This is a genomic window from Bartonella sp. AC158YNML (assembly GCF_042196725.1).
Lineage (GTDB): Bacteria > Pseudomonadota > Alphaproteobacteria > Rhizobiales > Rhizobiaceae > Bartonella.
In genome coordinates, this window is the sequence record NZ_JBHIQU010000002.1 from 209,347 (window position 1) to 231,261 (window position 21,915).

The window sequence follows — 21,915 nt, forward strand, 5'->3', positions numbered from 1 at the left end:
AATACACTTTAAAATTAATGAAAGTATCTTTGTATTTTCATTCCTCTCCTCATCATCAGAATATATGATTTTATCTAATTTGTTGTTAAGCTGCAGGATAAAACATCATCCATATACCACCACATACTAAACCAGCAAAAATCACAAGACCAATAAGCGAATTAGATTTGAAAAGCCTGAGACATTGCGCACTGTCATCTATATCAATAACTTTAATTTGAATAAACATATGGATACTTGCCACAAAAACCCCAAAAAAACTGAGAACAGGGACTTCAGCTAAATAAAATGCTAAACTCACGAACAGTACAAAACCACCATACAAAAATACTAAAGCACGCTTGGTTTCTTTACCGAAGAGAAGTGCTGTAGAACGCACACCAACCGTAGCGTCATCTTCTTTATCTTGATGGGCGTAGATTGTATCATATCCTATGGTCCACAAGATTGATCCCACATAAAGCAAAATCGGTGACCAGCTTAAACTTCCAAAGACAACAGCCCACCCCATTAATGCCCCCCAATTAAATGCAACGCCTAAAAAAAACTGTGGCCAATATGTTACGCGTTTCATAAAAGGATAAAATGCAACAGCTATCAATGACGAAATACCGAGAAAAAAACTAAACCTATTAAATTGTGATAAAACGCCTAAACCAACCAAACATTGCACAAGTATAAAAACTTTTGCTTGAAACCGACTCACATGACCTGTCGGCAATGGGCGAGAACGTGTTCTTTCTACCTGAGAATCGATTTTATGGTCAATAAGATCATTCCAAGTACATCCTGCCCCTCGCATAGCGATGGATCCTAGAAAAAAAAGAAAAAGATACCAAACCCAATGAAGCAACATTGATGAAAGAGTATCATAATGCATTTCATAAGAGAGAAAAGCCATTGTTGTTGACCAAAAACAAGGCCACATCAACAATTGCCATCCGATAGGCCGATCCCAACGCGCCAATTGCGCATAAAACCATAAAGAACAGGGAAGTAAACTATAGACCCATTGTTTGGAAGATGCATCCATAACCCGTCCTTGGCTATTATAGGACTGAACAGGTGCGATATTTTTATTTTTTTTCATCAAATGATTTACCTTTAGTCTTGCGATAGAGACATTTCATTCTTATGAGAAGGAGATGAAATTAATCATCTTCTATGAGAGGAGCAAGCAATGAATATTCTTCTTATTGGCTCAGGTGGACGAGAACATGCTTTAGCATGGAAAATAGCAGCATCACCACTGCTAACAAAGTTATATTGTGCTCCTGGAAATCCTGCAACAACAGAATTTGGTGAAAATATTAATTTAGACATTGATGATCACCCCCTTATTATTGATTTTTGTAAAGCACATTCTATTGATCTTGTGATTGTAGGACCAGAAGCACCATTGGTTGCAGGTATAACAGATTCTCTTAATAGCGCTAACATCTGTGTATTTGGTCCTACTCAAAAAGCTGCTCAACTAGAAGGTTCAAAAGCTTTTACAAAAGATTTATGTCATAAGAATAACATTCCTACAGCAAGTTACCAATGCTTTAATGATGCCGCTAGAGCCAAAGCCTACATTCATCAACAAGGTGTTCCCATTGTTATTAAAGCTGATGGCTTAGCTGCCGGCAAAGGTGTCGTGGTTGCAACAACTATAGAAGAAGCATTTAACGCTGTTGATGCCTGCTTCAAAAGTGCATTTGGGGATGCAGGAAACAAAATTGTTGTAGAATCTTTTCTGGAAGGTGAAGAAGCAAGCTTCTTCTGCCTTTGTGATGGTAAAGTTGCTCTTCCCTTTGGATCTGCTCAAGATCATAAGCGTGTAGGAGATGGAGATACTGGAGCAAATACCGGTGGTATGGGTGCTTATTCACCAGCACCCATCATGACCCAAGAAATAGTGAATCGTACCCTTAAAGAAATTGTTGAACCAGCTTTAAAAAGCATGAACGAAATGGGCGCCCCCTTTAGAGGTATTCTCTTCGTCGGCTTGATGATAACGCAAAAAGGACCCGAATTAATTGAATTTAACGTACGATTCGGTGATCCTGAATGTCAAGTTTTAATGATGCGCCTTAAAGATGATATTCTACCAATTTTTCTTGCCGCAGCTCAAGGAAATCTTGAAAATAAACCTCTTCAGTGGTCTGAAAAGACTGCTCTCACCGTTGTTATGGCTGCTAATGGTTATCCAGACTCTCCCCAAAAAGGGACTGTTATTCGTAACGTTGATAAAATAGATACTCTTCCCGATGTGAAAGTTTTTCAAGCTGGTACAGCATTACGAAATGGACAACTCATTGCAAATGGTGGACGTGTTCTCAATATAACAGCAACAGGAAAAACGATTACGCAAGCACAAAAACGTGCTTATGAAGCCGTTGATTATATTGATTGGCCAGAGGGTTTTGTTCGTCGCGATATCGGATGGCGAGCTATTGCGCGAAAAAACTAAATCCTTTGACTATTCTTTTTTACAATTTGATGATTTCACGTAAGAGCATGATACACAAATTTTCTCACTGTTTTACGTTGACCATAATTTTGAAAAAATGAGTGTGCTTTCCTTTGAACAATCAAATATTGTAAATAGGATACCTACTCATGATGAAATAGGAAAAAATTCTGAATCTGAGAATATAATATAAAATGATCATTTTACTGTTATCTTTACTTTAAACGTATTTTCTCATTCATTTTTATAAACACTTTCTTTCTTATAAAATCCTGAAGAAAAACATATATACTATCATTTCTTTTATCTATCGCGTTTTTTAATGAAATTCCGCTTTTACGAAAAATAAAATGCCCAAAAAAGATAGTTATGTTATTCACATACAAATTCTTAAACAATATCTCTCATGCTCATCACTCCCATTTTACGACACTACCTGCAAATAGTATAAATCCATTCTGCCATCTTTCTGGAATAAAGATAAAAACCGATACCATCTTTGTATTTTCCAACTCTCAATATTACGATAACCCTTTCTATCTAAATGATTTCGATTATAAAAGAGAGATGAAATAAGAATGTTCTGCAATATTCAAAGCTCTCATTCAAAATGGAGAAATGATTTATTAAAAAAAATTTAAAAACACTTCCAGTAATTTTCTGATGTTTTAATAATGTGGCAAAAACCCAAAATTATACCGCAAAAAACAGTTTCTATTGTTACAAAAGCCGTTTTCACCTCTCCGAAAAAAGCGTTTTACATAATAGATTCCTGCTGCCAATGTATGGTGTCAAAAAACTCTCATTTACAATCATTGACTTCCTCTTTGTTTTCAAGAACCAAAAGTCACACCAAATCCCGTCTGTAAAAGTCTGGATTCTCATTGAGCGGGGTCCTCTTGCTTCCCACTCATATGCTGCACTTACACAAAGACCTACAAGCAAACTTAAGAATATTCGCCATATCTTCTAAAAACACTTCATGTGTGAAGTTTACACCCCTTATGTTACCGCCCCAAACAACGATGTTTTACGGCACAACAAGATAAATGCTGATGGTAGTACAACAATGAATGCATATTAATATCACTGGAGTGCGATTCGATTCGCAATCACCAAACGCAAGCCGAACGGATTGCTATAACGAAGTAAAAAACGCTTTTGTCTAGAATACGATGTTGTACCAAAAAATCGATGTAAATCAGAACGATCTTTTACAACCAGAATGCGATTATCTTCATTGATCATAAGCATGGGAAGGCCATAAGTATCCGCCCATAACCGCCAATCCAGAAGAACATTATTCAAATCTCTGGAAACCAAAAGCGGTATACAAGCTTCCTCATCTGCATGAAGTAATTCTAATGCAACAGCTCTTTCTCCTGAACGCGTTTTTACGGTACGTGCTGCAATTCCTTGAAAATGGTAAGGAGGTATTAAATGCGATAAGCTTGAAGGCATATCCGTTTTAAAAGAAACACCACGCTCATTTAACGAACAAATTACCTTATTGCCCGTTTTGGATGAAAAATATGTCGTAGTTTGTGGCAAATGGCACGGATCTAACCGAAATTCAAGCACCGCTTTTGCCTGATTAAAGCATTGATTAGCCATATACATTATCCCAATTTATCTTAAATAACATACACCCTTTAGCAGCTTTTTCTCATTGGATTATTAAAAGTTTGAATAAAAAACAACTGGTTTCTTTTTTGGTTATTAAAATCTAAACAAAAATGCATGATCACCATTCTTGAATTATAATACTTTTCCAGGATTCATTATCCCTAAAGGATCGAGCGTTTTTTTAATCCCTTGCATAATATCCAATGCGACAGGCGATTTAAAAGAACGAAGTTCTTCGCGCTTAAGCTGACCAATTCCATGCTCAGCAGAAAATGCACCTTTATAATTCATCACTAAACTATGAATGTGATGGTTCATTGTTGACCATAACTGCAAAAATACTGTCGTATCAGCCCCTACAGGTTGTGTAACATTATAATGCAAATTTCCATCACCCATGTGTCCAAAACAAACCACCCGTGCTCCTGGAGAAATATCTTCAACAATAAGTGCAGCTTCAGCAATAAAATCAGGAATGGAAGCAAGCGGTACTGCAATATCGTGCTTAATAGATCCTCCCGCCAACTTTTGTGCCGATGATATACTTTCTCGCAATTGCCAAAAAAAATCTTGCTGTTTTAAAGATTGCGCAATAACTGCATCTTCTATCACCGCATTCTTTAAAGCTTCTTCTAAAATACTACTCAATACCGATAACGCCTCATCATTGCCTTGCAACGATGAAATGTTCATTAATACATACCATTCATGTTTCTGCTGGAGAGGAGGCTTCTCACACATCTTATAATCTAAAGCCATTTGCAAACTGAGCTTTGACATAAGCTCAAAACCTGTCAACATCCCTCCTCCATATTCTTGAGCCAGAGATAAAAACTCTAAAGCCTTCGCCGGACTATATAATCCCACCAAGGCAACTGCTTTTCCTTTTATTTTTGGAAAAATCTTCAAAACGGCTGCGGTTATAACACCCAATGTGCCTTCTGCACCAATAAAAAGATTTTTTAAATCGTAACCGCTATTGTCTTTTTTAACAAAACGCAAATCATCTAAAATACGCCCGTCCGGTAAAACAACTTCCAAACCAAGACAAAGATCACGCATATTGCCATAAGCCAAAACAGCTGTCCCTCCAGCGTTTGACGAAAGATTTCCCCCTACTTGGCAAGAACCTTCAGATGCCAAAGAAAGAGGGAAAAAACGACCTGATTCATCCACTTTTTTCTGCAAATCCTGTAAAATAACACCAGCCTCTACAACAACAAAATTTCCTTCAAGATTTATAGCTCTAATCTTATTTAATCGCTCCATGGATAAAAGAACGCCCTCTCCTCTTTCATCTGGTTGCTGTCCCCCCACAAGCCCTGTATTCCCCCCCTGTGGTACAATCGGTGTGTGCGTTTTGCTCGCTAACTGCATAATCGATGAGACCTCTGCGCAAGAAGATGGACGTAAAAGTAAAGGTGTTTTTCCATGAAAAAGCCCACGCTCTTCAAGCAAATACGGTGCAATCAACGTCTGATCTGTTATAGCATACTTGGCTCCAACAATTTCCCTAAACCCCTCAATTAATTCCTGCTCCATATTCATTTCTCCTTTGGAGCCGCAGCCCGTATAAGACGATCATTGATAGCCTCCCCTAATCCGTATGATGGAATAGGTTCTACTGCGATACATCTCACTTTAAATGAATCTAATTCCTTCATATATTGAAATAAATGAGAGGCTGCCTCTTCCAATTTTCCATCTTCGCTAAGGTTTAAAATAGAAACAGCATTTTCAGCCCCCATAACACGCTTTGAACCAAATGCTAAAAGCGCTTCACCACTTTCTACCTTTTCTACATTCAAACGAACCGTGGCATTGGGAGCATAATGCGACTTTAACATCCCAGGAGCTTCAATTGCCGCCCTTTGATCTATCCGTTTTAAAGGCTTCCCCACAACTTCTTCAATTTCATCAGCCGCAAGCCCCCCTGGACGCAAAAGATAAATATTTTCACCACAAATCTTAATAATCGTTGATTCAAGCCCTATTCTAGAAAATCCTCCATCCAATATCAAAGAAACAGATTCCCCCAAAGATGCAAAAACAGCCTCAGCGGAAGTAGGACTAAGACGTCCTGATTGATTCGCACTAGGAGCAGCAAGTGGGCGTCCAAAATATTGTACAACTTCCGCAAAACGACTGTCTGGAAAACGAATAGCCAATGTATTCAAACCGGCAGTCGTTAAAGGATGGATATTATGCTGTTCCTTTAAAGGCAAAACCAATGTCAAAGGCCCTGGCCAAAATTCCTCCATTAATTGGCGTGAAAGAAAGTCGATTTTAACATAACGTTCCGCCATTTCGATGCCGCTGACATGCGCAATAAGAGGATTAATTTGCGGACGACCCTTTGTAGAATAAATAGAAGAAATTGCCCTCCCATTGGTCGCATCGCCTGCTAATCCATAAACAGTTTCCGTTGGTAACGCTACTAACTTCCCTTGTTCAAGAAGCGCTATTGCCTCTTTTATTGAAGCGCTATTGAGTGGTAGAATCGTCATGATACATCATTCCTATAACGTTCTTTTAGTGGTGCAAAACTATAACGATGTAATCCTACGATTGGACCATATTTATTAAGAGCCCTACGATGAACTAACGTTGCATATCCTACATGCTTCTCTAAACCATAGCCTTTATAAACTTGTCCTGCACATTCCATCATCCGGTCACGCGTTACCTTCGCAATAATAGATGCGGCTGCAATTGAAACCGAACGCTGATCGCCCTTAATCAACGCAATTGCGGGACAAGACAACCCAGAGGGAATATCACGTCCATCAACAAGTACATAGTGGGCTGAAACAGCTAATCCTTTAATACAGCGACGCATTGCTTCTAAAGTTGCTTGTCTAATATTAGATTGATCAATTGTACGAGCGCAAACACTAGCAACTGAAACCGCCAATGCACTTTGCAAAATTTCATGATAAAGTCTACTTCGTTGAAGAAAAGAAAGTTTTTTTGAATCATTTAATCCATCAGGAATATGACCTTTATCCAAGATAACTGCTGCCGTTACCACCGGTCCAGCGAGAGGTCCTCGTCCTACTTCATCAACACCAGCTATATGAAAAAACCCCTGTTTCTGCAAATTCAATTCACACAAGAAATTTGGCTGAAGCGGCAAATTAAACATCTTTGATAAATCACAAATACAACAAATATACACTTATTTCTGTAACCTGCTTATTTTTTGCAAGCATTACAGTTTTAAATGGCTTTTCAAACATTCTGCGAATTCTTACACAAAAGATAAAAACAAACCATGAGATAAAGAGTATCCTATTGTCCATTTTTCTTCTAAAAAATTATTCTAGCATGTATTCATTTTGTTTAAAAAACAAAAAGTAGATTTCTTTAGTTACCCTTTTCATTATGTATAGTAGAATCAAGACAAAATAAAAGTTTTTATTTCTCAAATAGTTCCTAAAGTCATGATCGGTTTTACAAACCAATTTGGGTACATTGATTTGATAAAAAGAGCTGCCTTTTGCGCTGCTTGTTGATTTTTAAAAATGCCAAAACAAGTTGCCCCCGTTCCAGACATACGAGAAAAAAGAGACCCACATTCATCTAATACAGATAACACTTCGGCTAACTGAGGTGCCATTTTTAATGCCGGAGAAAAAAGATCATTACGCGTTTCTTGTAAAACCTCAACCAATGAATCAACAGTCTTTAAAGCGACTGAATCAATTTTTAAAGAAGGATGATGACGCTTCTCTAACGCTTTAAAAACAGCTTGTGTTGAAATCTCTTGTCCATGATTAACCAATACCATTGCCAGTGAACAAGCCTCTTGTAATCGTATAATCTTTTGACCAATCCCTTTAACCAAAAGGGGCTGCTGATATTCTAATGCAAAAAGACACATGGGTACATCAGCACCAAGAACTAAACTCATTTTTGCTAATTTTTCATAAGGGCAATCAAGATTCCACTGTTGATACAACATGCTTACAACCCCAGCAGCATCACCTGAGCCACCACCAATACCTGAGGCAACAGGTAATGTTTTTACAAGTCGAAAAAACGCAGGTTGAGCACTTTCAGGAAAAGTCTTATGCATAAAATCTCGTGCACGAATAACCAAATTATCTGAATGAGAAACAAGCCCTTTTGCAAATGGCCCCGTTAAAACAAACTGGTCACTTTCACAAGACGCATAGTGTAAGCAATCACCGCTAAGACTAAAATAAACCAAACTTTCTATTAAATGATAACCATCAGCACGTTGCCCCACAACATGCAAAGCCAAATTCAATTTAATGGGTGTAAATACATAAGAATGTCTTTGGATCGAAGCTTTTACATGTGATATCATATGACGTAATATTAACCTATACAGAGTTCTTTTATAAATATGCCCCTTTCATTCATACCTGTAGCATAAACCCTATAAACAGCTTGAAATATTCTTAACTGTTTTCTAAATAAGTAATAAATATGGAGAATGCTTATACAAAATAAACTTTCGTATCATTTCAAGCTTTTTTTCTATCATCTGTTTTTAGATAAAATCTCCTCTCGAATGATTTTTGGCCTCACAAACCGTAACGCCGCCAAAGTGCCCGCTCTTCTGCTGCCATCAACGCACTGTCAACTGCTGTATAAACTGTATGAGCAGTCACTCCTGAAGGCGTTTTAGGGCTTAAAAAACTTTTTGGAGGCATAATAAGTCGAAGTTTTGCATCATTACCAAAGCGCTCCTTAATAACAGAACGTACATCATTCAATCCGTCAATCAAACCAAGTTCAACGCCTTTTTTTCCACTCCAAAACATTCCTGTAAAGAGATTCAAATCATTTGATAATTTTGTAGAACGCCGCTCTTTAACTAAATCGATAAAAGTTTGATGTACTTCCAGTTGGAGAGATTTCAAATGCTCAATATCCGCCTTTTTTTCAGGCTGAAATGGATCTAGTGTAACCTTGTTCTTTCCTGCTGTGTAAACGCGCCGTTCCACACCAATTTTCTTTAAAAGTTCCGGAAAACCAAAGGAAGCTGAAACCACCCCAATGGAACCAACAATCGAAGAAGGATCTGCAAAAATTTCATCTCCTGCACAAGCAATCATATAACCACCGGATGCTGCTATATCTTCAATAAATACAAGAACCTTTTTATTTTTTTCTTCTGCCAAATCACGAATACGCTTGAAGATTAAACGCGATTGTACAGGTGAACCTCCAGGAGAATTGATAATAAGGGCAATAGCCGGTGCTTTTTTGTACGCAAAAGCCTTCTCTAAAAGACTGGCACATCTACTGAGGGAAAGCGTACGAGATATAGATGCTGATGAATCTATAATCGCCCCTTGAAGGCGAACCACAGGAATTTCTAATTTATTGGAAGAAAAACGATGGGGAACAAGTTTCTTGATAACGTCAATCAAAACAAAATCTCCTTATAAGTTAAGAAAAATTAAAGAGGACAGGACAACAAAAAGGAACAACGCGATACCATCCAAAAGCGCCAATCAATCCCCACATTACAACCAGAAATATAATTTCATACAAAAGCTAAACCTCCCTAGTAACAAAGTGTAGACTTTAAAGAATAAACTGAAAAACACAAGATACCATTACAAAAGTTCCCACAAGCTTATATATCCATTATTAATTGCATCAATCCGTGGTGAAAAAGTATGACCATTATCTTCATGTATCACCAGTGCCGGTAAAATAGATAAAGCTGCTCTGCTTCCTCGTTTTGCGTAAAATAAAAGACGAATTGCTGCTGTCTTTGCACGTGCATGCACAGGAACGATGCAAATACCACCAAAGCGCCCTTCTAAAGCACGCAAAATATCTACTAGTGATTGTGGTCGTGCAATGAGCCCTAAGTATCCACCTGGCTTGACAATCGCTGCTGCACTCCGCAACCAATTATCAAACATCGCTTCAGGCATAACGTGTGCTTCAGATTTTTGTTGATCAGGTGTCTTGCGATCAGTAGGATTATTAAAAGGTGGATTCATAATCGCAAAATCAAAGCTATTATCTATCAAACCTGCTTTTATACGTTCATTCCCCTTGAAAGTAACATCTGCTTCTAGCAAACAAATGCGGCCAGCAAATTGTTTATTTTGTTTTAGCATAAGCGTTTTTTGAGCATAAGATATCATAAAAGCCGAACGTTCAACTAAGGTAACATGAACTTTCAGACAACGCGAAGCAACAGCTAACCCTGCAGCTCCAGCACCAGCACCTAAATCAACAACCTTGCCCTTTAAATCACTTGGAACCAAACTAGCTAATAACATCGCATCCATTCCAGAACGATGGCCATATTTATGAGGTTGAACCAAATAAAATTTCCCGCGATGAAAACTGTCTATTGTTTCACCACTCTGATTCGTTGCTTTATCCATTTAAAAGTCTAATGTTCACCTTGTATAAATTGCACTTTCGCTATTCAGCTACCATTTTAATTTTTTTTACCATTTTATAACAACAACATTACACTTATTAAAGAACATTTCTTGACAAGATCATTCAAAGCTTACATTTCAAAGCCACATCAAAGGCTTGAGTCAAAACAAAACCCCCTTTATGCTAACCAATAAAATAGAATTTATATATGTCCATTGAAATACTCTAGGAGTAAATACATTGAGTGCAGCCATCAAACCAGAACAAATAAGAAATAATCAAATTTCTCTTCAATCTCTTATCAATCTTACTCAACAAGATATGAAGCGCGTAAATCAATTTATTCTCTCTATGGCAAAATCAGAGGTTGAGATGATCCCTGAAATTTCTAACCATCTTATTTCATCAGGGGGAAAGCGGTTACGACCAATGATTACGCTCGCTTCTGCTCATATGTTCGGTTATCAAAGTGACGGGCATATAAAACTCGCAACAGCTGTTGAATTTATGCATACAGCAACATTACTACACGATGATGTGATTGATGAAAGTAATTTACGACGTGGAAAATCTACAGCACGTATGATTTGGGGGAATCAAGCAAGTGTACTTGTTGGTGATTTCCTATTGGGGCAGGCCTTTAAAATGATGGTCGATGTCGGTTCCATAGAAGCGCTCTCTGTCCTAGCCAACGCTGCTGCAATTATTGCTGAAGGAGAAGTTATGCAACTTTCTGCCGCAAAAAATATAAAAACCAGCCCTTCAGAATATCTCAAAATCATCGATGCAAAAACAGCAGCACTTTTTTCAGCAGCCGCTGAAGTAGGACCCATTATTGCTGGCTATGGAAATAAAGAGCGTTCTTCATTACGTGAATATGGAACATCCTTAGGTTTAGCTTTCCAATTAATTGATGATGCACTTGACTATAGCGGTAGTGCTCAAAACTTAGGAAAAAATATAGGGGATGATTTTAGAGAAGGAAAAATCACAATGCCTGTTATTCTCGCATATGAGCGTGGGAATATGCTAGAAAAAGATTTCTGGAAAAAGGCACTTGAAGATGGCAATAATAATGATGAATCCTTCGCACACGCACAACACTTAATGGAAAAGTATGATAGTATCACAGATACAATAGAACAAGCACGCATCTATGGAAAATATGCAATTGATGCTCTTGTTCCCATGAATGAAAATCTTGCTTATAATGCTCTCGTTGAGACTGTTGAATTTTGTATTGCGCGCGTAAACTGAATTCTTTGCAAGAATCGCAGTATTTCTCAACAAAGTAATGAGATATGATCTATAAACAACACCATCAATTGATTATCTTGAAAAGGATTAGCTCCATGTGCTCTGCAACGGTATCCCGACTTTTTACCCTCTTTATTGTGGGTATCATGATGATACCATCCCCCACCTATAGTAAAATAAGCTCTGCAATTCATACAAACTCATTTACAGGTGCTTATTTAGCTGGAAGGGTTGCAAATCATGAAAATAAAACAGATCTCGCCATTCATTATTTTAAACAGGCACTCGTTTATCAACCCGATAACGTTGAAACACAAAAAGAGCTCCTTGAAGCTATGCTCTCTGTTGGAAACTTTAAAGAAGCGGTACAACAGGCAAAAAAACTCAAAAAGCAAAATGTTATAACACCTTTTGTTTCCTTAACGTTGTCAGTAGAAAGTCTCATCAAAAAAGACTACAAAAATGCCAAGCTTCTTCTGCAATCAAAAGAACTTCCTACATCCAATAATCCAATACCTGAATTAATTAGTGCTTGGATTACATTTGGATCTGGACACAAATCTCAAGCAATCGCTGATCTTAAAAAGCTCAAAGGTCCTATCTGGTATGACCTTTTTATATCTTATCATTTAGCACTTATGAACGACCTTGCAGAACGACCACAGGATGCAAAAAGATATTTCATTAAAGCACTGAATAACAAACAGGGAACTCTTATAGCTCCTAATACCTATGAACGTATTATCATAGCCTATGCCTCATTCCAATTGCGCCGTAATATGCGCAACCAAGCTCTTCAAACAGTCCAGCATGGCGAACAAATGTTGTCAGGTCGAGAAGTCCTTAAAAACTTTCGAGAAAAAATTGAAAAAAATACTTTCTTAGAGAGAGTTATTAAAACACCCCAACAAGGAGCAGCCGAAGTATTATATAATTTTGGAACTGCCCTAAACTATAAAAATTCAGGACGAATTGCACGTATTTTCAAACAGTTAGCTTTCGCTTTATACCCTCAAAATGACGCAACATTGTTTCAGCTCGCACATATTTCTGCTAAATTAGGTGACCCTTATCAAGCAATGAAACTTTATCGCGCTTTATCCCCCAAATCTCCCTATTATAAAGATGGGCAACTGCATCTTGCATTCCTACTTATCAATAACAATAATTACAAAGAAGCAATAAAATTACTTACATTGTTAAATAAAAAATTTCCCAACGATCGTAACATTTTGATAACACTCGTTGCTTTCTATATGCAGGACAATAAATTTCTTGAAGCCACTAAAACTCTAGACCACGCTATTGCCCAGATAAAAAACTTTCAACAAGACGATTGGAAACTCTTTTATCAGCGTGGTATTGCTTTTGAACGTTTACAACAGTGGCCAAAAGCAGAACTTGACTTGCGAAAATCACTTGAATTTTTCCCAAATCAACCGCAGGTTCTTAATTATTTAGCCTATTCCCTTGTGGAACGTGGTGAGAAGCTTGAAGAATCGCTCCGTATGCTACAAAAAGCCTCTGCTTTGCAAGCTCACAACAGTCATATTCTCGATTCTTTAGGGTGGGCTTATTATAAACTAAAAGAATATAATAAAGCAGTGCAAATATTAGAAAATGCTGTCAGATTACAACCTGAAGACCCAACACTGAATGATCATTTAGGGGATGCCTATTGGAAAGTTGGACGTAAACGTGAAGCAATCTTTCAATGGAACCACGCAATTGACGGAAAACCAGAAAATTCTGAACAAATTCAAGAAAAGTTGAAATTTGGTTTGCAATAAACGATGCTTAACCATAAACCACATGAATAATAAATAGAGAAACTAAAATTACTTTGTTTTTTTGTTTAGTCCAATATAAAGAGTATAAAGCGTGAAACTGCCTGAACATCTTAACCCCAAACGTTCTTTTCAGGGACTAATCTTAACTTTGCAAAATTATTGGGCACACTATGGATGTGCAATTTTGCAACCTTACGATATGGAAGTCGGAGCTGGGACTTTTCATCCAGCAACAACATTACGCTCTCTAGGGCCACGCCCTTGGAAAGTTGCTTATGTCCAACCCTCTCGACGTCCAACAGATGGCCGATATGGTAAGAATCCAAATCGTTTACAACACTATTATCAATTCCAAGTGCTTCTCAAACCCTCTCCGCTCAATCTACAAGAACTTTATATAAAGTCGCTACAAGCTATCGGGCTTGATACAAAACTGCATGATATTCGCTTTGTTGAAGATGATTGGGAAAGTCCCACTCTTGGTGCTTGGGGGCTTGGATGGGAATGTTGGTGCGATGGAATGGAAGTCTCTCAATTTACTTATTTTCAACAAGTGTGCGGCATTGAATGCGCTCCAGTTTCAGGGGAACTCACATACGGTCTTGAGCGTCTAGCGATGTATATCCAAGGGGTTGATAACGTCTATGACCTTAACTTTAATGGTTTAGAGGGACAAAACAAAATAAGTTATAGAGATATTTTTTTACAGGCAGAACAGGAATACTCATATTACAACTTCGAATTTGCTGATACAAAACTGCTCCATCAGCACTTTATCGATGCAGAACGCGAATGCAGCGCACTTCTTGATGCTGGAAAACCAAATAAAGAAAATGTATTCCATCGCTGTGTTTTTCCTGCCTATGATCAATGTATTAAAGCGAGCCATATCTTTAATCTTTTGCAAGCACGTGGCGTTATTTCTGTAACCGAACGACAAAATTACATTCTTCGCGTTCGTAATCTCGCGCGCCGTTGTGGGGAAGCCTTCTTACTCACAGAAGCTGGACAAATATATACTGGAGAGGCCTAATGTCTGATCTTCTTCTTGAACTTTTCAGTGAAGAAATCCCCGCACGCATGCAACGAAAAGCTGCTGCTGATCTTAAAAAAGCTGTTACGGATCAACTTGTGAATGCTGGATTAACCTATAAAGCCGCTCGTGAATATTGGACACCTCGTCGGTTAACATTGGACGTACGCGGACTTTCTATACGCTCCAAAGATGTCCATGAAGAACGCAAAGGTCCCAGTATAAAATCACCACAGCATGTAATTGATGGTTTTCTACGTGCAACAGGATTAAATGATGTTTCTGAAGCGCATATTGGACATGATGATAAAAAAGGTCATTTTTATATTGCTAAAATTGTTAAAAAAGGTCGAGCTGCAGAAGAAATTATTGCCGATATTTTACCGGATATTATCCGCAACTTTCCATGGCCTAAATCTATGCGTTGGGGAAAAGATTCAGCACAAAGTGGTACTTTGAAGTGGATTAGACCTTTACAAAATATTCTTTGCATCTTCGGACCAGAAATTGGCGAAACACATGTTGTTCCGTTTACAATTGGTTCTCTTAAGAGCAATAATCTAACTTATGGTCATCGTTTCTTAAGTGACGGAAAGCCATTCCAGGTGCGTCGCTTTGATGACTATGTTACTCAACTTGAAACACATAAAGTCATTCTGGATGCAGAAAGACGAAAGAATATTATTTTAGCTGATGCTCAAAATCTTTGCTTTGCAAACGGTTTAGAACTGGTTCAAGATAATGCCCTCCTAGAAGAAGTTTCTGGCCTTGTTGAATGGCCTGTTATCCTTATGGGTGATTTTGACAAATCATTCCTTGATATTCCTCCAGAAATTATTCGCTTGACCATTCGAGCTAATCAAAAATGTTTTGTCACCCGTAAACAAGGGGAAAAGATAAAACTTTCTCATCATTTTATTCTCGTTTCTAATATTCTCGCCAATGATGAAGGCAAAGAAATTTCTAAAGGAAATAGTAAGGTTGTCCATGCTCGTCTTTCTGATGCACTCTATTTTTGGAAAACAGATCAGCGTGATTTGCCCGATATTAAACAATTGGAATCTTCTGTAAAAAAATTTGATCTTTATATAAAAAAGCCTCTTGATCAAAGAATGGCGCGACTTGATCATTTGAATGTAACTTTTCACGCCAAATTAGGTACACAAGGTGCAAGAGTAGAACGCATCGCTACACTCGCACAAAAAATTGCACCTTTGATACAAGCAGATCCTCTCTTAGCGAAACGTGCAGCAGTTCTTGCAAAAGCTGATTTACAAACAGAAATTGTCGGAGAATTTCCTGAACTGCAAGGAACAATGGGGCGAAAATATGCCCTTCTTCAAGGGGAAGATCCTCACGTCGCTGTCGCAATCGAAGACCATTATAAACCTCAAGGACCAACAGATCGTCTTCCGCAAGAACCACTCGCTATAACAATTATGTTAGCCGACAAAATTGATATGCTCGTTGGCTTTTGGCTCATTAATGAAAAGCCAACGGGTTCAAAAGATCCCTATGCGTTAAGACGAGCAGCACTGGGAATTATTAGGCTTGTACTTTCGCGGGATTGTAAAATCAATCTTATGCCACTGTTTCAATTGGCAACGAATCTTTTTTTACAACAAAGAAATAAAGATGAAAATTCTCAATTGCAGAATCTGCTTCCAGAAAAGACAGAATATATTTTATCAGATCTGTTATTCTTTTTTCATGATCGTTTGAAGATCTATCTAAAAGAGGAAGGTGCTCGTTATGATGCCCTTGAAGCAGTTTTAAACAAAGACTCTGATGATTTTTTATTGGTTGCACGTCGTGTCGAGTCGCTTATTGCTTTTATCAATACAAATGACGGAATGCGCTTTGCAACCTCTGTAAAACGTACTGCCAATATTCTTGAAAATGAATTTCAAAAAAGCACAACAATAGCGAATGAAATTAATCCTGAACTCCTTATTGAGGAAGAAGAAAAGCAGCTCTACCGTGCAGTCTATGAGGTAGAAAGAAAGATTCTTGCCCCCATCAATACAACAAATTTATCGCTCGCTCTTAGTGCGTTAGCGCCACTTGGAAAATTGATTGATCTATTTTTTGAAAAAGTATTGGTGAATGATAAAAATCCAAATGTTCGTGCTAACCGTCTTGCTCTTCTCAAACGTACTCACACTATTACACAAGAGGTTGCAGGCTTCTCAAAACTTGTCATCTAAAACTAAACTATCTTATCAATTGATAAAATCATGAAGTTGATCTCCTCCCACACCTCAAAGGATGGAGTTTCCGACCAGCTACTGGTCTGTCAACAGCCCAGCTCCTCACGGCAGGTTCCACCTGCTAACCACCATGCGGTTCATTTCATAGGTGAAACAGACAAGCCCTACCCTGAATACTGATCACGATATCTAAAACACTCAATATGTAAAGATTTTCATGCCTTATATCACCCCTCTACACAACGGTGTTTTACAGCACAACAAGATATTAATTTATCATTTTTCACATTCAATAAGAATATAGAATAAAATAAGAAGCTCTCTCTTTAAACTCTCCGATTATGAGAAATAACCGTATTCATAAGAGAGATCAATATGCAGATAAAAACTCTTGAGAAATGAACAATGTGTTTCTCATAAACCACGCTAAATGTAAAAGCAGTTGCTAAATACAAAAGTAGCCACAAAATTTTAGCGAATAAGACAATAATGCTGCAGACTTATTACTTAATAATCAAAAAGATGATGATACTTTCTATAGGTATTATAAATCATCACGAATAGAATTAAAAACGAATCTAAGCTCGATAGTACACCTCTCTAAACTCAATGCAGAACCAATACAAAATGAACCTCGCACCACAATTTAAGAGATAAAGCATTCAATCTTGAAAAAATTACCCATCTAAAGAAGCAATTCTTTATCTTCAAGAAACCATTAATTAAGATATGTTTTCATTTTGATCAGTGATTCTTTCGCAACAGACTCTGTAATGAGTTTATCTGCCTTGTTAGAATCTAATTCTCTTGCAATAAGGGTACGCGCCGTAGAAATTGCCAAATCGATAGCAGATGAAGAGACCATGCGTATTGCATCTGCTTCTGCCTGAGCGATTTTTTGCTCTGCCAATTTATTGCGGTTTTTTACATATTCTTCTGCTTTTGTACGAGCCTCAGAAATAACAGATTCAACTTCATGCTTTGCTGCAGCAATAATTTCTTGTGCATCTTTTTCTGCTTCTGCATGTTTGCGTTGATATTCAGCCAATATTCCCTGTGCTTCTTCACGAAGACGCAGAGCCTCATCGAGCTCATCTTTAATACGCTTCGCGCGCGCATCAAGATGATGTATAACCCTCTGTGGAATTTTGAAATAGACTAAAAGAGCCAAAAAAAGAACTAATCCAACAAAAGCCCAAAAAGTATCCGTCATCTTTGCCTTCCTCAATAATCCGCAGTTTTAACAACTGAACGAACAGTTTCTTTGCTGATATCGACATCAATCAATTTTTTCACAATTTCAATGGATACTTCTTCAGCGATAGAACCAACATTTTGCATCGCTTTATCCCGAATTTTTGCTATCTGTTTTTCAGCATCCGCAAGCTTTTTCTCTAAACTCTCTTCAATTTCCTTCCGTTCAAGCTCCACCTTTCCTTTTAACTCTTCACCAGCTGCCTGCGCTATAGCATGAGCTTTTAAACGCGCTTCTGCTAATTTCCGCTCATAAGTTTCAACAACAGTGTCTGCTTCCTGCTTCATACGCATTGCCTGATCTAAATCAGATGCAATTCGATCTCGACGTGTTTCAATAACACCACCAATACGCGGCGCAATAACACGAGAAATAAAAAGATAAAAAAATCCGAAAGAAATTGCCAACCAGAAAAAATGCGAACCAAAATGTACAAAATCAAAAGGCGGAAACACACGATCTGCTTTCTCTGCCACTTTTTTAATATGCTCTATCGACGTTTCAGTATTCTGTGCATAAGCGCTGGCAAAAAACATCTTCTTTCATCCTTTAAATAACTTATAAAGCCCTCTATAACCGATGATAACCGACTAATATCTCTCTGGTTAAGAGTAAAAAGGGTAAATCTCTCCTCACGTAGAGAACAGATAGACCCTTTTGATGATGATCAAACCCCAAAAAGAAGTAATAAAGCAATGAGCAATGAAAAAATTCCCAAAGCCTCTGTTACAGCAAAACCAAAGACGAGACGCCCAAACTGACTATCTGCTGCTGATGGATTTCGTAATGCACCAGAAAGATAGCTACCAAAAATATTACCAAGCCCTAAAGCTGTTCCAGCCATACCAAAACAAGCAAGACCAGCGCCAATATATTTTGCTGCAAGCACTAATTCCATATTATTCTCCTTTAAAGCGAAATTGTATTATTCGACGGAAAACCGCCAGTTCCATTAATGTCCTGGATGAATTGCATCATTAAGATACATACAAGTTAAAACCGTAAAGACGTAAGCTTGAAGAAATGCGACCAAAAATTCAAGAGCGGTAATCGCTACAGTCATAATAAGCGGTAAAATCGAACCACCAACACCTACAAGCCCTACCCCAACCATTGATACAACAAACCCAGAAAACACTTTGAGCGTAATATGACCAGCAAGCATATTCGCAAAAAGACGCAGAGAAAGACTAATTGGACGGGAGAGAAAAGAAATAATCTCAATCATTGTCACCAGAGGCAAAACCACAACAGGAACCCCACTGGGAACAAACAGTTTCAAAAAACTGATCCCATGCTTATAAAAGCCATACCCAATCACCGTCAAAATCACCACCATTGCTAACGAAAACGTAATCATGATCTGAGATGTAACCGTATAAAAATAGGGGAAAAGACCAATAAAGTTAGCAACCAAAATAAAAGTAAACAAAGAAAAAACTAAAGGAAAAAACTGCATTCCCTGCACGCCAGATGATTCCCGCAGAGTTGATGCTACAAACTCATAGGCCATTTCTGAAAGAGACTGCATCCGCGTTGGAACCAATCCACGACTTGAGGATGAAATGAAGAGAAAAATAGACGTCACAACAACCGTTATAACTGTAAACAATGACACATTCGTAAACGATAAATCCATATTTCCTATGGAAATCTTAATCAGCCGAGAAACCTCAAACTGATGAATAGGATCTGGAGCGTGCGCTGTCACTTCAACCTCATTTATCGGACCTTTCATTGGTCCCTTTATTTTGTTCATCTTGGCGCAATACGCCTTTTTTCCCTAATTGGCTGGAGGAAACATACCCCACAGACCGAAGAATACTCAATACACCAGCAGCAAATCCAAGGAAGAGAAAAAATATCAATCCCCATGGCCATGAATCTACTAACTTATCAAACCCCACCCCTAAAACAACACCAACTATAATACTTGCTAAAAACTCACTGGAAAGTCTAATAGCATCTGCCATCTTTCCTTGTGATTTCTCCCGCTTATCCTTACCTTGCCGCTTCTTTAGTGCAAGCCTGTGCATTAAAGCCACGCTTAAATTCTTACTACGACATTCCAAATCCTCTGAATGAAAACACTCTTCTTGCTTTTTCTCTTCAGCCTCCTTGAAGCTTATAACGGGTTTTTCGCCCATCGCCATCATCGGCTCCTTAATCAAAAGCAAAGACAAATGCATCTCATAAAACCGTGCGTATCATATTGTTCCTGAATTTATTCGTCAAGATCCTAAAAGCAATCTATCACAATTTACCGTATAAATTTTATCGCATAAATTAACGTATTTTTCAATTTTTGATAAAGATATTTTTAGGGACCTAAATCGATTCCATAATAGCACCCGTAAATGTATAATAAAAAGTTCCCATGAATAATATAAAACTCATAAAGCCATCATCTTTATGCTTAACAAAATGTGTAACCCGATACCATCATACTATGTTTCCCATCTTTCAATGTTGTACCCATCCTCGTTTTTAAAGAAAGCATAAAAAGCATATTTTCAATCATTTTTACTCACATCCCCCCTTCTTGTGAAGTAAAAACAAATAGTTTTGATTAATTCAATATGAATGCGTAAAAATATCTTAATACTCAGAGTTCTTATTCAAATCGAAAAATTATAAACTATCATTATAAATCAATACCTTGAGCCCAAAAAGTGTAAGAATTTCATTAATAGCCATTTTCATTAACCCATGATGAGTAAAGCCTACGCAATTGATGCACATTCAGTGAATATATGTTTAGTATATTATGTTACCAAGAATACTGTTTCAATGATGTTTATAATTATCTTATTAAAGTATTATACGGTATATTTTATCTGTTTTGTGGAGATGAATTCATATACATTCAAAATATTATAAGTGATATCAATAATTATGATTTTGAGGGAAAGCAAAACAGCATCACATTTGTTTGCAAGCTAGAATGATTATGTGCAAGTGTGTTCATGTTTAGTATTCTAAATTTAATAATGCTTTGATTTATAGGGATAAATTATCATTTTTTATATTAAATTAAGAATGCCGAATGTCGTAAGATTCTTTACATTTCAAGCTTGTTCATATTACATCAATCAAAACTATTTGTTTTTACATCACAAGCAGGGGGGATGTGATTAAAAATGATTGAAAATATGCCTTTTATGCTCTCTTTAAAAACGAGGATGGGTACAACATTGAAAGCTGGAAAACAGTATGGTGGCGTTGGCTTACGTCTTTTATTTAAATAAACTCACACTTTATTATTTTAATGAAAATGAGAATACTCTGCGGATTTTATATGAACCTACTCGCAAGGTATTTTACATATACCATTACGGACATCATCATGAAATGAACCTGAAGGCATTAAGAGAGCTTTCTTTAAATACGAGACCTTAATAAATCTATGATTCTAAATAGCTCAGACCAATAGAACACATAATATTTGAATACGATCACCATATCGCTTTATACAATTTAATCCACTTGTTGAATCTTACCCTTTATAATTGAATATTGATAGATTCAGCAGGTATTTTTGCTTTTTATTTAGACAAACTATCGCAAGCAAAAGCGCTTATTCACACCCTTTATTTTTATGAAAAGATAATTTAATGTTTCTTTTCAAACGAGCACATAGTTATATTTCCCCACCCTCATATTGCATCTATTCTTTCATTTAAATAACCCATTAAGAGAATCGTGTGCTCTTTCTTAAATACTCCCCCTATTAAACTATTCTTATAACATGCGAATAAATAATTTTATCAAGAGATAATTAAAATGAGAGAACTTTATTTAATAGCAATATACTGATTTATCAAGATAATTCATTTTAAATAAGAATTCCGAATATCTTAAGATTCTCTCATTCCAAATCTGTTTACCTTGAATCAATCAAAACC

The 21,915-nt window shown here is 37.2% G+C and carries 18 protein-coding genes; 5 read left to right on the top strand and 13 right to left on the bottom strand.

Annotation, left to right across the window (positions count from 1 at the left end):
* Nucleotides 1–85 precede the first annotated feature (85 nt).
* Entirely contained in the window at nt 86–1,090 is a 1,005-nt protein-coding gene (gene ubiA, locus ACFIM1_RS02055) for a 4-hydroxybenzoate octaprenyltransferase (RefSeq protein ID WP_375606419.1), read from the bottom strand.
* A gap of 90 nt (nt 1,091–1,180) precedes the next feature.
* Between ubiA and purD the strand changes: the two genes are divergently transcribed.
* Nucleotides 1,181–2,455, top strand: coding sequence for a phosphoribosylamine--glycine ligase (gene purD, locus ACFIM1_RS02060; protein WP_375606420.1), 1,275 nt, complete (start codon nt 1,181–1,183; stop codon nt 2,453–2,455).
* Nucleotides 2,456–3,541: 1,086 nt separating this feature from the next.
* On the opposite strand, the gene ACFIM1_RS02065 is transcribed toward purD, so the two are convergent.
* The 7 genes from ACFIM1_RS02065 to ACFIM1_RS02095 form a co-directional block, all read right to left on the bottom strand.
* A complete protein-coding gene (locus ACFIM1_RS02065; RefSeq protein ID WP_375609082.1) occupies nt 3,542–4,069 on the bottom strand; it encodes a DUF6101 family protein in 528 nt (175 codons plus the stop codon).
* Nucleotides 4,070–4,213: 144 nt separating this feature from the next.
* A complete protein-coding gene (locus tag ACFIM1_RS02070) occupies nt 4,214–5,623 on the bottom strand; it encodes an FAD-binding oxidoreductase (protein WP_375606422.1) in 1,410 nt (469 codons plus the stop codon).
* Between the two features lie 2 nt (nt 5,624–5,625).
* Nucleotides 5,626–6,588 (bottom strand): L-threonylcarbamoyladenylate synthase, encoded by a 963-nt coding sequence (locus ACFIM1_RS02075; RefSeq protein ID WP_375607815.1) that lies wholly within the window; start codon nt 6,586–6,588, stop codon nt 5,626–5,628.
* Nucleotides 6,585–7,226: a ribonuclease HII gene (locus ACFIM1_RS02080; RefSeq protein WP_375609081.1), complete on the bottom strand. Its 642-nt coding sequence runs from the start codon at nt 7,224–7,226 to the stop codon at nt 6,585–6,587. The genes ACFIM1_RS02075 and ACFIM1_RS02080 overlap by 4 nt, the downstream gene beginning before the upstream one ends.
* A 279-nt stretch (nt 7,227–7,505) precedes the next feature.
* Nucleotides 7,506–8,414 (bottom strand): 4-(cytidine 5'-diphospho)-2-C-methyl-D-erythritol kinase, encoded by a 909-nt coding sequence (locus ACFIM1_RS02085; protein ID WP_375606425.1) that lies wholly within the window; start codon nt 8,412–8,414, stop codon nt 7,506–7,508.
* A gap of 220 nt (nt 8,415–8,634) precedes the next feature.
* The gene (locus tag ACFIM1_RS02090) at nt 8,635–9,486 is read right to left on the bottom strand and encodes a S49 family peptidase (protein ID WP_375609080.1); all 852 of its coding nucleotides are present in this window, start codon (nt 9,484–9,486) and stop codon (nt 8,635–8,637) included.
* A gap of 189 nt (nt 9,487–9,675) precedes the next feature.
* On the bottom strand, nt 9,676–10,464 hold the full coding sequence (locus ACFIM1_RS02095) for a tRNA1(Val) (adenine(37)-N6)-methyltransferase (protein WP_375609079.1): 789 nt from the start codon (nt 10,462–10,464) through the stop codon (nt 9,676–9,678).
* A 241-nt stretch (nt 10,465–10,705) separates the two neighbouring features.
* Between ACFIM1_RS02095 and ACFIM1_RS02100 the strand changes: the two genes are divergently transcribed.
* From ACFIM1_RS02100 to glyS, 4 genes are all read left to right on the top strand, one after another.
* Nucleotides 10,706–11,722: a polyprenyl synthetase family protein gene (locus ACFIM1_RS02100; protein WP_375609078.1), complete on the top strand. Its 1,017-nt coding sequence runs from the start codon at nt 10,706–10,708 to the stop codon at nt 11,720–11,722.
* 95 nt (nt 11,723–11,817) lie between these two features.
* Nucleotides 11,818–13,512: a tetratricopeptide repeat protein gene (locus ACFIM1_RS02105; protein ID WP_375609077.1), complete on the top strand. Its 1,695-nt coding sequence runs from the start codon at nt 11,818–11,820 to the stop codon at nt 13,510–13,512.
* Nucleotides 13,513–13,603: 91 nt separating this feature from the next.
* A complete protein-coding gene (locus ACFIM1_RS02110) occupies nt 13,604–14,545 on the top strand; it encodes a glycine--tRNA ligase subunit alpha (protein ID WP_375609076.1) in 942 nt (313 codons plus the stop codon).
* Nucleotides 14,545–16,752 (top strand): glycine--tRNA ligase subunit beta, encoded by a 2,208-nt coding sequence (gene glyS, locus ACFIM1_RS02115; RefSeq protein ID WP_375609075.1) that lies wholly within the window; start codon nt 14,545–14,547, stop codon nt 16,750–16,752. Before ACFIM1_RS02110 ends, glyS begins: the two co-directional genes overlap by 1 nt.
* A gap of 721 nt (nt 16,753–17,473) precedes the next feature.
* On the opposite strand, the gene ACFIM1_RS02120 is transcribed toward glyS, so the two are convergent.
* The 5 genes from ACFIM1_RS02120 to ACFIM1_RS02140 form a co-directional block, all read right to left on the bottom strand.
* Nucleotides 17,474–17,968 (bottom strand): F0F1 ATP synthase subunit B, encoded by a 495-nt coding sequence (locus tag ACFIM1_RS02120; RefSeq protein ID WP_375608575.1) that lies wholly within the window; start codon nt 17,966–17,968, stop codon nt 17,474–17,476.
* 11 nt (nt 17,969–17,979) lie between these two features.
* Nucleotides 17,980–18,546 carry a F0F1 ATP synthase subunit B gene (locus ACFIM1_RS02125; RefSeq protein ID WP_375608574.1) on the bottom strand — a complete coding sequence of 189 codons (567 nt, stop codon included), beginning with the start codon at nt 18,544–18,546 and terminating at the stop codon, nt 17,980–17,982.
* A gap of 131 nt (nt 18,547–18,677) precedes the next feature.
* Nucleotides 18,678–18,908 carry a F0F1 ATP synthase subunit C gene (locus ACFIM1_RS02130; RefSeq protein ID WP_004860748.1) on the bottom strand — a complete coding sequence of 77 codons (231 nt, stop codon included), beginning with the start codon at nt 18,906–18,908 and terminating at the stop codon, nt 18,678–18,680.
* Nucleotides 18,909–18,962: 54 nt separating this feature from the next.
* Nucleotides 18,963–19,721, bottom strand: a complete 759-nt coding sequence (locus tag ACFIM1_RS02135; protein ID WP_375608581.1) for a F0F1 ATP synthase subunit A — start codon at nt 19,719–19,721, stop codon at nt 18,963–18,965.
* A gap of 7 nt (nt 19,722–19,728) precedes the next feature.
* A complete protein-coding gene (locus tag ACFIM1_RS02140; RefSeq protein ID WP_375608580.1) occupies nt 19,729–20,163 on the bottom strand; it encodes an AtpZ/AtpI family protein in 435 nt (144 codons plus the stop codon).
* Nucleotides 20,164–21,915: the final 1,752 nt, after the last annotated feature.

Excerpts from the sequence above, each read along its gene's own strand:
- ACFIM1_RS02130 (WP_004860748.1), bottom strand. The coding sequence starts at position 18,908 with ATGGAATTAGTGCTTGCAGCAAAATATATTGGCGCTGGTCTTGCTTGT.
- ACFIM1_RS02065 (WP_375609082.1), bottom strand. The coding sequence starts at position 4,069 with ATGGCTAATCAATGCTTTAATCAGGCAAAAGCGGTGCTTGAATTTCGG.
- ACFIM1_RS02075 (WP_375607815.1), bottom strand. The coding sequence starts at position 6,588 with ATGACGATTCTACCACTCAATAGCGCTTCAATAAAAGAGGCAATAGCG.
- ACFIM1_RS02105 (WP_375609077.1), top strand. The coding sequence starts at position 11,818 with ATGTGCTCTGCAACGGTATCCCGACTTTTTACCCTCTTTATTGTGGGT.
- ACFIM1_RS02070 (WP_375606422.1), bottom strand. The coding sequence starts at position 5,623 with ATGGAGCAGGAATTAATTGAGGGGTTTAGGGAAATTGTTGGAGCCAAG.
- ACFIM1_RS02125 (WP_375608574.1), bottom strand. The coding sequence starts at position 18,546 with ATGTTTTTTGCCAGCGCTTATGCACAGAATACTGAAACGTCGATAGAG.
- glyS (WP_375609075.1), top strand. The coding sequence starts at position 14,545 with ATGTCTGATCTTCTTCTTGAACTTTTCAGTGAAGAAATCCCCGCACGC.
- ACFIM1_RS02120 (WP_375608575.1), bottom strand. The coding sequence starts at position 17,968 with ATGACGGATACTTTTTGGGCTTTTGTTGGATTAGTTCTTTTTTTGGCT.
- purD (WP_375606420.1), top strand. The coding sequence starts at position 1,181 with ATGAATATTCTTCTTATTGGCTCAGGTGGACGAGAACATGCTTTAGCA.
- ACFIM1_RS02140 (WP_375608580.1), bottom strand. The coding sequence starts at position 20,163 with ATGGCGATGGGCGAAAAACCCGTTATAAGCTTCAAGGAGGCTGAAGAG.
- ACFIM1_RS02095 (WP_375609079.1), bottom strand. The coding sequence starts at position 10,464 with ATGGATAAAGCAACGAATCAGAGTGGTGAAACAATAGACAGTTTTCAT.
- ubiA (WP_375606419.1), bottom strand. The coding sequence starts at position 1,090 with ATGAAAAAAAATAAAAATATCGCACCTGTTCAGTCCTATAATAGCCAA.
- ACFIM1_RS02085 (WP_375606425.1), bottom strand. The coding sequence starts at position 8,414 with ATGATATCACATGTAAAAGCTTCGATCCAAAGACATTCTTATGTATTT.
- ACFIM1_RS02080 (WP_375609081.1), bottom strand. The coding sequence starts at position 7,226 with ATGTTTAATTTGCCGCTTCAGCCAAATTTCTTGTGTGAATTGAATTTG.